At 69.5% G+C, this 14,946-nt stretch carries 15 protein-coding genes and 1 riboswitch; of the genes, 6 read left to right on the top strand and 9 right to left on the bottom strand.

Annotated features, from left to right (window positions below):
• Positions 1–41 precede the first annotated feature (41 nt).
• A complete protein-coding gene (gene pepN, locus ACQPZZ_RS30510; RefSeq protein WP_432924726.1) occupies positions 42–2,606 on the bottom strand; it encodes an aminopeptidase N in 2,565 nt (854 codons plus the stop codon).
• Between the two features lie 180 nt (positions 2,607–2,786).
• Between pepN and ACQPZZ_RS30505 the strand changes: the two genes are divergently transcribed.
• Positions 2,787–3,395, top strand: a complete 609-nt coding sequence (locus tag ACQPZZ_RS30505) for a mycothiol-dependent nitroreductase Rv2466c family protein (RefSeq protein ID WP_432924725.1) — start codon at positions 2,787–2,789, stop codon at positions 3,393–3,395.
• Between the two features lie 95 nt (positions 3,396–3,490).
• Positions 3,491–4,897 carry an aldehyde dehydrogenase family protein gene (locus tag ACQPZZ_RS30500; RefSeq protein WP_432924723.1) on the top strand — a complete coding sequence of 469 codons (1,407 nt, stop codon included), beginning with the start codon at positions 3,491–3,493 and terminating at the stop codon, positions 4,895–4,897.
• Between the two features lie 6 nt (positions 4,898–4,903).
• Here the strand turns inward: ACQPZZ_RS30500 and def are convergent, their stop codons facing one another.
• Positions 4,904–5,392, bottom strand: coding sequence for a peptide deformylase (def, locus tag ACQPZZ_RS30495; RefSeq protein WP_363640897.1), 489 nt, complete (start codon positions 5,390–5,392; stop codon positions 4,904–4,906).
• 108 nt (positions 5,393–5,500) lie between these two features.
• Here def and ACQPZZ_RS30490 point away from each other — a divergent pair, with 108 nt between their 5' ends.
• Positions 5,501–5,971, top strand: coding sequence for a ribose-5-phosphate isomerase (locus tag ACQPZZ_RS30490; protein WP_363640899.1), 471 nt, complete (start codon positions 5,501–5,503; stop codon positions 5,969–5,971).
• 24 nt (positions 5,972–5,995) lie between these two features.
• On the opposite strand, the gene ACQPZZ_RS30485 is transcribed toward ACQPZZ_RS30490, so the two are convergent.
• Together ACQPZZ_RS30485 and ACQPZZ_RS30480 are read right to left on the bottom strand one after the other, a co-directional pair.
• A complete protein-coding gene (locus ACQPZZ_RS30485; RefSeq protein ID WP_432924720.1) occupies positions 5,996–6,169 on the bottom strand; it encodes a hypothetical protein in 174 nt (57 codons plus the stop codon).
• A gap of 89 nt (positions 6,170–6,258) precedes the next feature.
• On the bottom strand, positions 6,259–7,494 hold the full coding sequence (locus ACQPZZ_RS30480) for a GNAT family N-acetyltransferase (protein WP_432924718.1): 1,236 nt from the start codon (positions 7,492–7,494) through the stop codon (positions 6,259–6,261).
• A gap of 117 nt (positions 7,495–7,611) precedes the next feature.
• Between ACQPZZ_RS30480 and ACQPZZ_RS30475 the strand changes: the two genes are divergently transcribed.
• Complete coding sequence (locus ACQPZZ_RS30475) at positions 7,612–8,724, top strand: PP2C family protein-serine/threonine phosphatase (RefSeq protein WP_363640905.1); 1,113 nt, start codon at positions 7,612–7,614, stop codon at positions 8,722–8,724.
• A 53-nt stretch (positions 8,725–8,777) separates the two neighbouring features.
• On the opposite strand, the gene ACQPZZ_RS30470 is transcribed toward ACQPZZ_RS30475, so the two are convergent.
• Entirely contained in the window at positions 8,778–9,383 is a 606-nt protein-coding gene (locus tag ACQPZZ_RS30470; RefSeq protein ID WP_363640907.1) for a response regulator transcription factor, read from the bottom strand.
• Positions 9,384–9,573: 190 nt separating this feature from the next.
• Between ACQPZZ_RS30470 and ACQPZZ_RS30465 the strand changes: the two genes are divergently transcribed.
• Positions 9,574–10,881: a M50 family metallopeptidase gene (locus ACQPZZ_RS30465; protein WP_432924715.1), complete on the top strand. Its 1,308-nt coding sequence runs from the start codon at positions 9,574–9,576 to the stop codon at positions 10,879–10,881.
• A gap of 37 nt (positions 10,882–10,918) precedes the next feature.
• Here the strand turns inward: ACQPZZ_RS30465 and ACQPZZ_RS30460 are convergent, their stop codons facing one another.
• Positions 10,919–11,431 carry a DinB family protein gene (locus ACQPZZ_RS30460; RefSeq protein WP_432924713.1) on the bottom strand — a complete coding sequence of 171 codons (513 nt, stop codon included), beginning with the start codon at positions 11,429–11,431 and terminating at the stop codon, positions 10,919–10,921.
• Positions 11,432–11,471: 40 nt separating this feature from the next.
• Complete coding sequence (locus ACQPZZ_RS30455) at positions 11,472–11,906, bottom strand: histidine phosphatase family protein (protein ID WP_432924711.1); 435 nt, start codon at positions 11,904–11,906, stop codon at positions 11,472–11,474.
• Positions 11,907–12,048: 142 nt separating this feature from the next.
• Between ACQPZZ_RS30455 and ACQPZZ_RS30450 the strand changes: the two genes are divergently transcribed.
• The gene (locus tag ACQPZZ_RS30450) at positions 12,049–12,477 is read left to right on the top strand and encodes a hypothetical protein (RefSeq protein WP_432924709.1); all 429 of its coding nucleotides are present in this window, start codon (positions 12,049–12,051) and stop codon (positions 12,475–12,477) included.
• A 295-nt stretch (positions 12,478–12,772) separates the two neighbouring features.
• Here ACQPZZ_RS30450 and ACQPZZ_RS30445 read toward each other — a convergent pair whose 3' ends face one another.
• Positions 12,773–13,384: a hypothetical protein gene (locus tag ACQPZZ_RS30445; protein ID WP_432924707.1), complete on the bottom strand. Its 612-nt coding sequence runs from the start codon at positions 13,382–13,384 to the stop codon at positions 12,773–12,775.
• Positions 13,385–13,838: 454 nt separating this feature from the next.
• Entirely contained in the window at positions 13,839–14,750 is a 912-nt protein-coding gene (locus tag ACQPZZ_RS30440) for a coiled-coil domain-containing protein (protein WP_432924704.1), read from the bottom strand.
• 34 nt (positions 14,751–14,784) lie between these two features.
• Positions 14,785–14,923, bottom strand: a riboswitch (cyclic di-AMP (ydaO/yuaA leader).
• Between the last annotated feature and the right edge of the window lie 23 nt (positions 14,924–14,946).

Below are 14,946 nucleotides of genomic sequence, written 5' to 3'. Positions count from 1 at the left end.
CGGGGCCCTCGGGATCGTGCGTGGTGCGGCCGGGAGGCGGATCAGGCGGAGGCGTCGCGGGCGCGGGCGCGCAGGGCCCGGCTGACACCGTCCGCGCCCTCCAGCAGCAGGCGCCGCAGCGCGTGCGGCGGCTGCCTGTCGCTGATGTGGTCCTGCGTGCGGGCCACGGTCTCCGGACGGATCAGCAGCGCGGGGTAGCAGCCGATGGCGAAGTTCTGCGCCATGTCGGAGGTCCACTCGCTCCAGATCCGCCCGACCTCCTCGAAGTACCGGTCGCCGTACGGCTCGAGCAGTTCGGGGTGGTGCGGGTCCACGAAGCCGAGGATCGTGGAGCGCAGGAGCGCGCCGCTGAGCTTTCCGCCCACGATCGTCGTCCAGGTCTCGGCCTTGGCCTCCGGAGTGGGGATCGCGGCCCGGCTGGTCGCGGCCGAGCGCTCGCCGGTCGCCGTGGCGTCCCTGGCCAGCTCCGCGTCGATGTCGGCGGCGCCGAGGACGCCACCGGAGACGAGCGCGTGGATGAGCGTCCAGCGCAGGTCGGTGTCGACGGCCAGGCCCCCGGGCGCCTCGGTGCCGTCGAGGATGCCCTTGAGGAACGCCAGGTCCTCGGCCGAGGTGGCGGTCGCGGCGAAGGCGTTGACGTAGGCGAGCTGGTGATCCGAGCCCGGCTCCGCCGCCGTGATGAGGCGGCGCAGGGCGCCGGCCAGCTCGGCCAGGCCGGTGACCCGCCACGTGGGGTCGGCGTACTGCTGCACGGCCTGGCGGGCCTGGCGCAGCACGGTCTGCAGAACGGTGATGTCGCGCACCGAGTCGATGCCGGAGACGACCAGCCTGACGTAGTCGCGGGTGGCCATCTCGGCGTCCCGCGTCATGTCCCAGGCGGCCGACCAGCACAGGGCACGGGGCAGGGACTCGGCGAACGCGGTGATCCCGCCGCCGACGAGGGTGCGAAGCGACCGGTCGTCGAGCCGGATCTTCGCGTAGGTGAGGTCGTCGTCGTTCACCAGCACGAGGTCGGGCTGCACCTCGCCGACCAGCTGGGGCACGGCCGTACGCGCCCCGACGACGTCGAGCTCGACCCGCTTGGTCCTGGTCAGCACGCCGTCGCGCAGGGAGTACAGACCGATGGCCACCCGGTGCGAGCGCAGCGTCGGGTGCTCCTGCGTGGCCTCCTGCAGCACGTCGAAGCTCGCGAACCGGCCCTCGTCGTCGACGGTGAACGACGGCCGCAGCGTGTTGACGCCGGAGGTCTCGAGCCACTCCTTCGACCAGGAGGACAGCTCGCGCCCGGAGGTGCGCTCCAGCGCCGACAGCAGGTCCTGGAGGGTGGTGTTCTTCCAGGCGTGCTCGTTGAAGTAGTCGCGCACCCCGGCGAGGAAGTTGTCGAGCCCCACGTACGCGACGAGCTGCTTGAGCACCGAGGCGCCCTTGGCGTACGTGATGCCGTCGAAGTTGACCTCGACGGCCTGCATGTCCGGGATGTCGGCGGCGATGGGGTGGGTGGAGGGCAGCTGGTCCTGCCGGTAGGCCCAGGCCTTCTCGACGTTGGCGAACGTCGTCCACGCGCCCTGGCCCCACCGGGTGGCCTCGGCCTGGCACAGGACGGACATGTAGGTGGCGAACGACTCGTTCAGCCACAGGTCGTCCCACCAGCGCATGGTGACCAGGTCACCGAACCACATGTGCGCCATCTCGTGCAGGATCGTCTCGGCCCGGCGCTCGATGATCGCGTCGGTGACGCGGGAGCGGAAGACGTAGTCCTCCAGGAACGTCACCGCGCCGGCGTTCTCCATGGCGCCCGCGTTGAACTCGGGCACGAACAGCTGGTCGTACTTGCCGAAGGGGTAGCGCAGGCCGAAGACGCGGTGGAAGAAGTCGAAGCCCTGCTTGGTGACCTCGAAGATGTTGTCGGCGTCGAGGTACTGCGCGAGCGAGCGCCGTACGTAGATGCCCAGCGGGATCCCGTCGTGCTCGTCCCGCACCACCGCGTACGGCCCCGCGATGAGCGCTGTGATGTACGTCGACATGACGGGGGTCGGCGGGAAGTGCCAGCGCCTGGCGGCCTGCAGCGTGCCGTGCCGCCCGCGGTGCTCCTCGAGCGCCTCGACCGCGTCGGGGGCGGCGTTGGACACCACCTCCCAGTCGGCGGGGGCGAGGACGGTCAGCTCGAAGGTCGCCTTGAGGTCCGGCTGGTCGAAGCAGGCGTACATGCGGTGCGCGTCGGCCGTCTCGAACTGGCTGTGCAGGTAGACCTGCTGGTCGACGGGGTCGACGAAGCGGTGCAGGCCCTCGCCGGTGCGCATGTAGGAGCAGTCGGCGTCCACGCGCAGCTCGTTCTGCTCGGCCAGCCCGTGCAGCGGGATGCGGCCCTTCTCGGCGTCATAGGTGCTGACGTCGAGCTCCCTGCCGTTGAGAACGACCTTCCGCACGTGCGCGCCGTGCAGGTCGATGAACGTGTCCGCCCCCTCGCGGTCCGATCTGAAATGGACCGTCGTGATGCTTTCGAACCGTTCCTCGCCCTCCGTCAGATCGAGCTCGACCTGGTAGGACTGGACGGAGAGCAGCCGAGCGCGCTCCCGAGCCTCGTCCCGTGTCAGATTCCCTGCCACACCCGCTCCTCATCGCATGATCAAGCCCCCGATCCCCGCCGCCCCTTCGCGTCAGGGATGCATGAATCCTGCCACGCCGCGACGACATGGCGGATTCGGGACCGCTCCTATCTGGAATAGCAGCTTTCCTGTCCGGGTTGAGGACCGAGGGAACCATAGTTCGTTCGAGAGGGTGCCACAGTGTCCGATCGCAAGCTTGTCGATTTCTGGTTCGACCCCGCCTGTCCGTGGGCGTGGATCACCTCACGCTGGATCCACGAGGTGGCGGCGCTCCGCCCGATCGACGTGCGCTGGCACATCATGAGCCTGGCGGTGCTGAACGAGGACAAGGACATCTCCGACGACTACCGCGAGCGGACGAGGCGCACCCTCGGCGCCGTACGGGTGCTGGCGGCCGCCTCGGCCAAGTACGGCGAAGAGGTCCTCGGCGACCTCTACACCGAGATCGGCAGGCGGTTCCACGACGAGGGGCGCGACCGCGACCAGGCCACCATCGCCGAGGCCCTCACCGCGGCCGGACTCGACCCCGCGCTGGTCGCCGCGCACGACTCGGACGAGTTCGACGAGGCGATCCGGCGCTCGCACGGCGAGGGCATCGAACTGGTCGGTCAGGAGGTCGGCACGCCGATCATCGCCGTCGAGGGCACCGCGTTCTTCGGCCCCGTCGTCTCGCCCATCCCCAGGGGCGAGGCCGCCGCGCGGCTGTGGGACGGAGTCCTGCTCGTCGCCGGCACCGACGGCTTCTTCGAGCTGAAGCGGTCCCGGACCCGCGATCCGATTTTCGGCTGACACTTCACAGGCTCCTTCACTCTCCCGCGAATTGAGCGGAAAGGTTTCGGCCGGAAGGGTCGCCATCTGACAGCCGAGACGCAAGGATGAGTGACATGCGTCACCTCTACGTGAACGGAGCCTGGGTCCCCTCCTCCTCCCGCGAAGCCGTCGACGTCGTCAATCCCGCGACGGAGGAGGTCGTCGACCGGGTGCCCGCCGGGTCGCCGGCCGACGTCGAGGCCGCCGTCGCCGCCGCCCGCGCCGCCTTCCCCTCCTGGGCGGCCCTGGAGCCGGCCGAACGCGCAGAGTTCCTTGGGGCGGCGGCCGGGCTGCTCAAGGAGCGCGCCCAGGACCTTGCGGCGACGATCGCCACCGACATGGGCGCGCCGCTCACGCTCGCGTTGAAGGTGCAGACGCTGATGCCCGCCGAGGTGCTGGCCTCCTACGCCGATCTCGCCAGGCGGTACGAGTTCGACGCCGGCCGCGTGGGCAACTCGCTCATCGTGCGGGAGCCCGTCGGCGTGGTCGGCGCGATCACGCCGTGGAACTACCCGCTCCACCAGGTCGTGTGCAAGGTGGCCCCGGCCCTGGCGGCCGGTTGCACGGTCGTGCTCAAGCCGAGCGAGGTCGCGCCGCTCGCCGCGTACGCGCTGGCCGGCATCCTGCACGAGGTCGGCCTTCCGCCCGGCGTGTTCAACATGGTCAGCGGCCACGGGCCGGTGGTCGGCGAGGCCGTCGCCGCCCATCCGGGCGTGGACCTGGTCTCGTTCACCGGCTCCACGAGGGCCGGGCGCCGGGTCGCCGCGCTCGCCGCCGAGACGGTCAAGCGGGTGGCCCTGGAGCTGGGCGGCAAGTCGGCGAACATCATCCTGCCGGACGCCGACCTGGAGGCGGCGGTGAAGAACGGCGTGGCCGGCGCCTACCTCAACTCGGGACAGACCTGCTCGGCGCTGACGCGGATGCTCGTCCACTGGGACCAGTACGACGACGCGGTACGGCTCGCCGTGAAGGCCGCGGAGAAGTACGTCCCCGGCGATCCGTTCGCCGAGGGCACGAGGCTCGGGCCGCTGGTGTCCGCCGCCCAGCGCGACCGGGTCGTGAGATACATCAACCGCGGTCAGGAAGAGGGCGCCCGCCTCGTGCTCGGCGGAACCGACAACCCCATGGATCGGGGCTACTACGTCGAGCCCGCGATCTTCGCCGGTGTCTCGCCCGGCATGTCCATCGAGCAGGAGGAGATCTTCGGCCCGGTTCTGTCGATCATCCCGTTCGCGTCGGAGAACGAGGCCGTCGAGATCGCCAACGGCACGCCGTACGGGCTTTCGGGGGCGGTGTGGGCGGGCACCGAGGACAAGGCGCTCGCGGTGGCACGCCGCCTGCGCACCGGGCAGGTGGCCGTCAACGGCGGCCGATTCAACATGATGGCGCCGTTCGGCGGCTACAAGCACTCCGGGGTCGGCCGCGAGCTCGGTGAATTCGGCCTGGAGGAGTTTCTGGAGGTCAAGGCCATCCAGCTGTGAACGGGGTCAGGGCGCCTGCAGGAGGATCCTGCGGCGCTCGTCCTTGCCCAGCCGGTCGACGTACAGCGTGCCGTCGAGGTGATCGAACTCGTGCTGGAAGCACCGGGCGAGCATGCCCCTGGCCTTGACGGTGACGGGCCGGCCCAGCTTGTCGACGCCGCGCACGGTCACTCCGGCGGCGCGGGCGGTCGGGGCGTACAGCGGCTTGCCGGTCTCCTTGCCCGGCACCGACAGGCAGCCCTCCTCCTCGACGACCTGCTCGGGGTCGTCGATCGTGAGCTCGGGGTTGATGAGGTGACCCTTGCGGTTGCTGATGTCGTAGACGAACAGCCGCCGGCCCACGCCGATCTGCGGCCCGGCCAGCCCCACGCCGTCGGCCTGATACATGATCGCGAACATCTCGTCGACCAGGCGGCGCAGCTCGCGGTCGAAGTCCGTCACCGGTTCCGCGGGGGTACGAAGGATCGGGTCGCCCACGTAACGAAGCTCGCGCATGACACTCCTGTCAGGTCGGAGGGTGTAAGGGACGCGGACCCCTTTCGCTTATTACCTTAGTGGAGCCCGGGGTCGTCTCCGCCAGAGGCCTTCTGGGAAACTTGTGCCGTGCGTGTCTACATCGGTGCCGACCATGCCGGCTACGAGCTGAAGAACTACCTGGTCTCCTGGCTGAAGGAGCAGGGCCATGAGGTGGAGGACTGCGGCCCCCACGTCTACGACGCGGAGGACGACTACCCGCCGTTCGTGCTGCGCGCCGCGCAGGGCGTGGCCGGCGACGCCGGCAGCCTCGGAGTGGTGATCGGCGGTTCTGGGAACGGCGAGCAGATCGCCGCCAACAAGGTGCGGGGGGTGCGCGCGGCCCTCGCCTGGAACGAGGACACGGCGAAGCTGGCCCGCGAGCACAACGACGCCAACGTGATCAGCCTGGGCGCCCGGCAGCACACGCCGGAGGAGGCCGCCCGGTTCGTCGGGCTCTTCCTGGCCACGCCGTTCTCGGGGGCCGAGCGGCACGCCCGGCGGATCCGCCAGCTCGCCGACTTCGAGACCACCGGCGAGCTGCCGCCGCTGCCCGCCTAGTCCAATCCGCCCAGCCCAGCCCGCCTAGGTCTGCGCTTGGCGGTTGTCCTTGTCGCGTCCCCGGCGGGGCTCCCGCCGGGGCGCCTCGTCGCGCAGCGGCCGCTGGTCGGCCGCCTCCTGCTGCTCGGACGTCGGCCGGGACACGTCGCGGGCCCGCATGGCCGTGATCGCGGTGATCTGCAAGCTCTGCAGCGCCATGCCTGCAGCCTACGCGCCGATCACCGATCGCGGAGCGCCGAACGTGGCGGAACCGGGCGGCGGGGGCTCCGGCAGTGGCTGGCGCCTGCTCAGAAGATCCGGCAGCTCCAGGGCGCCGGATCCCACATCATGGCGGCCGACAGCTCGCGCAGGGCCCCCGGCCGATGCTCGCGCACCAGTCCGGCGTCCGCCGCGGCCCGCAGGGGCCGCCCGCCGAGAAACGCCGCGCCCAGCACGCCGACCGGCAGGGTGAGGTCGGCGGGCGCCTCGCTCCGCTCGCACGACGACTCCCCGCCGGTCGTCCTCAGCCGCCAGCGGCCGGCGTTCCACGGGCAGAGCTCGTCGTCCACCTCGACGACCAGGTCGGCGGGGGCCGCGTACGCGCGGGAGACCAGGGCCCGGTCCACGTCCACCAGGCGGACCCACAGATCGTCGATCCAGACGGCGTTGAGCTGGCGGGGTTCGGCCAGCAGGTGCATGATCGGGTCGTCCATCGGCCGCCGCTCGGCGTGGACGACCGCGCACAGGTCCCGGTCGAGGACGCCGCGCCAGACCAGTGCGTACGCCGCCGGGTCGGAGGCGAACAACTCCAGGAGCCGGACCTGCCCGTCCGGCACGCCGTGCTCGTTCCAGCCGGACTTCGCCCGGAACAGCGCGTAGCCGCGGGGGCCCGCCGCGTCCTCCGCGATCAGGCAGCGCAGCGGTCCCATCCCGCCCCGATCGTGCTCGGTGTCCGGGAGGATCTCGGCCCGCCAGTACGTCTCGGACCTTCCATACAGGCCGGGACGGCCGGGCTGTACGGCGTCGTAGACGCGCCGAAGGCCGGCGAGCGCGTCGGCGGGGGTGGCCACGCGCAGGCGCAGCGCCGGATCGGCGGGGGCCGAGCGTGTGAAGGCCGATCCGTGCGTGGGGATACGGAAGTTCAGAGTGTCGGCGGCCCTGCCGTATCCGAAACGCCCGTAGATGCCGGCCTGGCTGGCGGAGAGCGCGGCGACGGCCTCACCCCCGTTCTCGTGCAGGTCGCGCAGCTGACGGGTCATCAGTGCCGTCAGCACGCCGCGGCGGCGATGCGAGGGGAGCACGCCCACCGCGGTGACGCCGGCCACGGGGATCGGCCCGCCGGGGACCGTCATCTCGAAGGACAGCGCCGCGGCGCAACCGACCATCAAGTCGTCGTCGAAGGCGGAAATCTGGCGGTCGATCTCCAAGACCTCACGCCACCGGTCAGCGATCTCCACGGGGAAGGTGTCGCTGAACGCCTCGTAGTCGACGGCGACGAAGTCCGGCCACTCGGATTCCTTGATGGGACGCACGGTGATGCTCATCGAGCCACCGTAGAAGCGGGCCGCTGCGCGGGGCGACCCAATATCCGTGCCGGGTGATCTAGACGTTGGTCAAGCAGGTGCCGCCACCTGGGATGTCCGGATACAGTCGAGGCCATCATGACTTCCCGTCCGGCGCCGCTGATCCCTCCTCGGCTGCGCGCCCTCCTGGCGCGCGTGCCGTTCCTGGTGCCGTTGGTCCGTTTTGTTCGGAAAGTGTGGTCGAAGGACCGATACCTCCTCATCGCTCTCGTCATGGTCACCATCGTGATCGGCGTGCTCGACGCGGAGGTGTCGGCGTACTGGTTCTCGCCCTCGTTGCTGATCCTCTTCACGCTTATCGGCGGCCTCCAGCTCCGGCTGCGCAGCCTCGCCATCCTGCTGTGCGTGGTCGTGGCCTCCCTGGCGTACATGGGACCGATCGCGGACGTGCCCAGCGTCGGACCCGGTTTGCTGATCACGATGGCCTTCACCGCCGCGCTGGCCTGGACGATGGCGCGGACGCGGGGCAAGCTCGGCGTCCAGGGCCTGCGCGGCGACGCGATGCTGCTGGAGTTGCGCGACCGGCTGAAACGGCAGAGCGAGCTGCCGCCGCTGCCCAAGGACTGGGGCGGCAAGGTGGTGCTCAAGCAGGCAGGTGGATCCTCGTTCGGCGGCGACTTCGTCGTCTCGATGCGGGAGGGCGACCGGGTTCGGGTGGCGGTCGTCGACGTGTCCGGCAAGGGAGTGGACGCGGGAACCCGTGCGCTCATGCTGTCGGGCACCTTCGGCGGGCTGCTCGGCTCGGTGGACGACTTCCTCGTCGCATGCAACTCCTACCTGCACCGTCAGCTCGGCGACGAGGGGTTCGTCACCGCCGTCCACGTGGAGCTCGACCTGTCGACGGGGGCGTACACCATCACCTCGGCCGGGCACCCTCCCGTGGTGCGGTTCGACTCCGGGTCGGGCACGTGGCGGGTGTCCACGGCGAAGGGCGTCGTGCTCGGCGTGGTGCCGGACCTGGCCTGCGAGACCGACAGCGGGATCCTGCGCAAGGGCGACGCGCTCATGCTGTTCACCGACGGGCTGATCGAGCAGCCCGGCCGGGACATCGACGCCGGGCTCGACCGGTTGCTGGGGGAGGCCGAGCGGCTGCTGCCGTCGGGCTTCCGGGACAAGGCCCGGCAGCTCGTCCAGTCGATGTCCTCCGGCCACAACGACGACTGCGCGCTCGTCCTGATCTGGCGCCCGTAGGTCGTGTCCGGCGGATCACGCCCTGCGGGGTGTGGGGCCGGGTACTCCCGAGCTCACAACCAGCCGGAGTCCGTGGCGATTCTGACGGCGTCGACCCGGTTGCGCGCCCCGGTCTTGACCAGGATGCGCGACAGGTGGTTGCGCACCGTGCCGACGGACAGGCCCAGCTCGGCGGCGATCTCCTTCGGGCGCGCGCCTCCCGCCGCGAGCCGAAGCACCTCGTGCTCCCTCGGCGTCAGCGGGCAGTCGGCGGCCTCCAGCGCGGCGACCGCCAGCTCGGAGTCGACGACCCGGCGCCCGGCCGTGATCCGGCGGATGCCGTCGGCGAGCTGCTCGGGGCCCACCTCGATGCTCAGGTATCCCAGGACGCCCGCCGCGAAGGCCCGCTTGACGTGACCCGGGCTGGGCTGCGCCGACAGCAGCATCACCCGGCATCGCGGGACCTTCTCGCCGAGCCGTGCCGCCGCGCTGAGCCCGTCCACCCCGGGCAGGTCCGCGTCGATGACGGCGGCGTCCGGCCGCACGTCCAGGGCCGCGGGCACGATGTCCTCGCCCGAACCGACGTCCGCGACCACCCGCAGGTCGCCCTCTCCGTCGAGGGACGCGACCAGGCCTCGCCGTACCAACGGAAGGTGTTCGGCCACCAGGATCCGGATCAAGATGCTCCCCTCTGGACGTCTCTCAAAGGGTGATCGACCAATTGCGTACTGTCAACGAAGTGTCCCCAATCGGTCACAGGCGGGCAAGCCGAACCCGCGCCGGAAAAGTCTTCGCTCTCGTGCGGGTGGGCTACGCTCGAAAGGTGCTTCATCTGCCAGGGCACCTTCTCCGACTCGGGGGTACGCGCTGATGGGCTGGCTCTCTGTGGCCGGGTTCGTGATTTTCTTCGTCGGTCTGCTGCTCTCGATCGCGCTTCACGAGATCGGGCACCTCGTGCCCGCCAAGCTCTTCGGTGTCCGGGTGACCCAGTACATGGTCGGTTTCGGCCCGACCATGTGGTCGCGCAGGCGGGGCGAGACCGAGTACGGCGTGAAGTGGATCCCCCTCGGCGGCTACATCCGCATGATCGGCATGCTCCCGCCGCGTCCCTCCGACGAGCCCGGCAAGCTGCGCAGCGTCTCCACCGGTCCCTGGCAGGGCCTCATCGAGAACGCGCGGGCGGTCGCCTCGGAGGAGATCCGGCCGGGTGACGAGAACCGGGTCTTCTACCGGAAGCCCTGGTGGCAGAAGGTCATCGTCATGACCGGCGGCCCGGCGATGAACTTCGTGCTCGCGTTCGTGCTGTTCGCCGTCGTGATGATGGGGTTCGGGGTGCAAGAGCAGACCCCGGTCGTGTCCTCGGTGTCCAAGTGCGCCATCCCGGCCGCTCAGGCGGAGCAGCACCGCGACTGCAGGGAGAACGATCCGCTGACGCCCGCCGCGAAGGCCGGCCTGCGTCCCGGCGACCGCATCGTCGCCATCGGCGGCGCCCCGGTCACCAACTGGGAGAAGGCTCAGGGCCTGATCCGGCAGCACGGCGCGGGCGCGACGACGCTCGGCATCGAGCGGGGCGGGCGGCGGATCGACGTGCGGATCGATCTGATCGCGCAGGACATGCCCTCGCTGACCGACCCCGGCAAGGTCGACAAGAACGTCGGCTTCCTGGGCGTGAGCCCGACCACCGTCGTCGAGAAGAAGGGCCCCGGCTACGTCGTCGGGCAGATGTGGGACCTCACCGAGCGCACCGCCGTCGCGATGGTCAACATTCCCAAGAAGATGGTCGGCGTGTGGAACGCCGCGTTCTCGGGCGGGAAGCGCGACCCGAACGGGCCGATCGGCATCGTCGGGGCGGGCCGGATCGGCGGGGAGATCGCCGCATTGGACATTCCGGTCGAGAACAAGATTGAGATCTTCATCCGCCTGCTGGCCGGGATCAACCTCGCGGTGGGCGTGTTCAACCTGATTCCGCTGCTGCCACTCGACGGCGGGCACATCGCGGGCGGGCTGTGGGAAGGCCTGAAGCGGGCTCTCGCGCGGGTGCGCCGCCGGCCCGTCCCCGGTTACGTGGACGTGGCCAAGGCGCTCCCGCTGACGTACGTCGTGGCGGCCCTGCTGGTCGTGATGGGAGGCCTTCTCATCTACGCCGACCTCGTCAACCCGGTCCGCCTGTCCGGCTGAGCCGTGCCTGTCCGGCTGGGCTCCGCCGGCAGCCGGGCTACTCGCCGGTCACGCCGTCGATGCGCTCACGCAGCAGGTCGGCGTGTCCGTTGTGGCGGGCGTACTCCTCGATCATGTGGCACATGATCCAGCGCAGCGAGTTGTGGCGGCCGTCGCGGGTCGGGGTCCGCGCGATCACGTCCAGGTCGGCGCAGGCCGCTTCGGCCGCCCGTGCGTGCTTGATCTCCTCGCGCCAGGTCGCGAAGGCCTCCTCCGCGGACGCGGTGTCCACGTTGTCGAACTCGCCGTCGGGGTCGTCGTCGCTGTAGTAGATGCCGTCCAGGTCCTCGCCGTTCAGCCGCCGCCGGAACCAGGATCGCTCGACGTCGGCCATGTGCCGTACGAGGCCGAGCAGCGACATGCTGGAGGGCGGCACCGAACGCAGCCGGAGCTGTTCCTCCGTGAGGCCCTCACACTTCACCGCGAGGGTCTCGCGATGCCAGTCCAGCCAGGCGCGCAGCATGGTGCGCTCGTCCGCGGTGACAGGGGGATCGATACGTGTGTCGGTCATCAGGGCATCCTGCCCGGCCGGCGGCGCGTAGTCACCTCAATTAGAACCCGCCGGCCAGGAGGTTCCCGGCCGTGATTCGAGCAGGACGAGGCGCGAAACGAGGACTCCGGCCGGTTCGAGCCCGGCCTGCCGAGCTGCTGCAATAAACGCCGGTGATCGGCTCGCCGGCGAGAACCCGGGCCGCCACGGCCGCCTGCTCACGCCCGCGTGCCGTCAGAGGCGCCGCAGGAACAGCCCCGGCAAGACCGGCGGTGACGTTCTCGGATTCGGCATGGCGCAGACACCAGACGCGCACCCCATCGCTGATCACCGCACGGGCCCGATCACGAGAATTCCCGCCTCTGCTCTCCTCGCGTGCCGGCGCTCGATCGAACGACGCCCGGCCCGTCGGTCGGCTGCCGGTGAGAGATCTCCGTTCACGCAAGGACAATAGCTCGATCCGCACGAGCGCCGAGAACAAGTTGACCGGGTTCATTGGTGAAGGGCGGAACGTGACCGGCTTGACTCGAATATGTATGAATTTCCTACTTGGACTTGTTCATAAGTGGCAATCGAGTAAGAATCAGTTCAGCCTTCAACTACTTGGTCGGAGGGTTACTGCACGGATGAGGAGAGGCATGAAGCGCACCATCCCCGTTCTCGCCGTCACCGCCGGCGTCCTCGGCGCCACGCTCACCGGCATCGGTCCCGCGTCCGCAGCCCCCACAGTCGACTGCTCCACCGGCGGGTACACGCGGGTTGTGAATAGTTACGTCCCCACCAACGTCGAGCGGCCGGCGGTGGACGGTCACAGCTACAACATCGGCGGTTCGTTGGCGTACACGTACGAGGTCTGCCTCGACATCCCGGACACCTCGACATTCACGATCGAGGTGCGGATCTGGAATAACGGAACGCAGAGCGTGTTCGTGGACGACCGGCCCGGGGACAAGGTCTTCCGCTACTCGATCGGCGCCAACAGCTTCTGGCAGGTCTACGGCACGATGACCGGGCCCGGCAGCACCTACATCTACTACACCTGGAACGAGAAGCAGCTCCCGGCCTGACCCGGAACGGGCCGGCCGCCTCGCTCGGCGAGGGGGCCGGCCCAGAAGCGGCTGAGAAGTCCGGCAGAGGCCTGGAACCGGCGGTTCGGTACATCGAGATCTGATCCGTCCCCCTGAAGCTTCCGCGCCTGCCGGCGCATCACCCGTGCGATCGGGAGCCGGACACCATGGGGGCAACTCCGCGGCCTGCTCGGGCGTGTGCTGGTGGGTGCCGGTGTGAAGGGCTGTGAGGTCCTGTTGCTGTGCTTCGCTGCCGTGCCTCACGTGCCGGAAGCTCGGCGGAGGCGATGCAGGGTCAGGACAACACAACTCTGGCGTCCGGCGGCAGGCCGAAAGTTCTGCGCGCCTCAGGGTAGATGCTGTTTTCCATGTCCCACCCGGCGCCGGCCAGCTCTATTGCCCGGGGTGCGCCCTCCGGGGAAAACAGAGCGCGCGTCGAAGACGCGTACTCGGCGCCGTCCGCCGGCTCATCGACGTGCCGCACGGCGAAGCGTCCGTTCACCGACTCCATCGTCAACAGCAGCGGCACGCAATAGCCGGTGCCGCTGACGAGCTTGTCACCTGAGCGGGCCAACTCCTCGCACCGGGCCACAAGTCCGACCAGAAGGCGAGCATCTTTCCGGCGAACCTCGATGAGGTCCTCCTCGCAGAACATACGGGGATGCAAGACCGACTGGGCAGCGGCCAGATAGTTGCCTTCGTTGCGGACGGGGTCTGTCTCCAGAAAGTGGTCAGCCGTTGCCGTGAGCGCCGTACGCGTCGAAGAATCGACCGAGATGACCTGTTCTGAGGCGGTGCCCGGCAAATCCGGCCCGGACAGCCGCGGGATCAACACGACGCCTCCGGCGACCGCGACAACCAGTACGACGATCGCCCACGCAAGCGGTCGTCTGCTCAGGCGCGTCACGGGCCTCTCTCACGATCATCAAGCTGAAACACCGGAATCGTAGCTCCTTGACGGTTCTGTCCGCCTATATCACCCATAATGATCCCTGCTCTCGTTCGTTGTCGTCGCGTGCCGGCGTTTCCCACCGTCATGTGCCTCCAAAGTGTCCCGGCCCGCACATACAATCCGGACGTGTCGGACTCCCGCATTCGCCGCCGCGCTTTGATGCGTCTCGCTCTGTGGTGGGCTGCTGGTTACGTCGCTACAGCGGGAGCGCACCTCTTCGCCGACAAGGCGTCCCTCGCGGACTCCTTACTGACGAGCACGGGTACGTTGATCTTCGTCGTTCCATTCGGCATCGTCATATGGTGGCCCGAATTACGCGGCCGAGAGCCTGATGAAAAAGGCCGTTCCTCCGGCGGAGACGCTGGAGATCACACGTCGTAGGTCTGATCCGCCCTGCTGGCCTGCGGGCTCAGTACATCGAGATGTGGACGTGGTCGTAATGGTTGGCGGTGATGCCGCCGCGGTCGGACATGGTCCGCCAGCCCGGATGGCCGAGGTTGTAGATGCGCTGCTGCCAGATCACGTACATGACGCCGAGTTTCGGTCCGTTCTTGATGGCCCAGGCGGCGAGGCTGTCGCCGAGCGCCTTCATCTCGGGGGAGGGCATGGCGCCGCCCGAGCTCATCATGAAGTCGCAGGCGCGCCCCAGGGGATGCTCGCCGCTGTCCTCGGCGCGGTAGCAGCCGACCGGGAACCGCAGATCGAAGTACTTGCCGACCTCGGCCCGCATGAGCCGCATCCGGGGCGTGATGTTGTCGGAGCCGCCGGGCAGTTCCGGCGCCCACGAACCACCCGACCGCTTGCCCGGGGCGACGGGGATCAGGGCGTCGAGCTTGTCCTTGATCTCGTCGATGAGATCCTCGGCGTCCTCGCGCTGTCCGGCGACCTCGGCGGCCTGCGACTTGAGCTGTTCGGTCAGCGTCTCGGCGGCCTCGGCGGCCCGTTGCCGTTCGGCGCGCACCTGGTCGAAGCGCGTGAGCCTGGCGGCCTGCTCCTCCTTGAGCTGGTAGTTCAGCGCGGCGGTGTTCATGTCGGGCAGCACCATCGCGCTCTCGGCCTGGTAGCGCAGCCCCGCCATCTGCCGCACGGCGTCCCTGGCGGCGCTGTAGTCGGCCTCCGCCTTGGCCAGCCGGCCGCGCGCCGCCTTCTCCTCGACGCGGGCCTTGGCGAGTGCGACACGTTTGGCGTTGTAGTCGCCGATCAGCCGGTCGACCTTCTTCCGCAGGTCCGACAGTTCTTTCTTGAGCTGCTTCTCCGTCGGTCTGGGATCGGCGGCGCCCGGAACGGCCGCGCCGAACACGAAGACGGCGGCGCTGAGCACGCCGGCAGCCAGGGGGAACGCGCGGGGCAGAGCCCACTCCTCTCCATCCGCCGACCGGGTTAGCTGACGGGTTCGGGCTGGAGGAGCCCGGGCAGGCGACTGCCTTGACCCCAGGTGCGTGGTTGGGTCCCCGGTTCCCGGGCGGGGCGCCCGGGATTAGGCCTACCGGCTGTGACAACCGGTGCCAGGGATACTA

It is taken from the genome of Microbispora sp. CA-135349, from assembly GCF_050947365.1.
GTDB lineage: Bacteria > Actinomycetota > Actinomycetes > Streptosporangiales > Streptosporangiaceae > Microbispora.
Note: the sequence above shows the minus strand (reverse complement) of the source record. Positions and strands in the feature narration are given on the sequence as shown.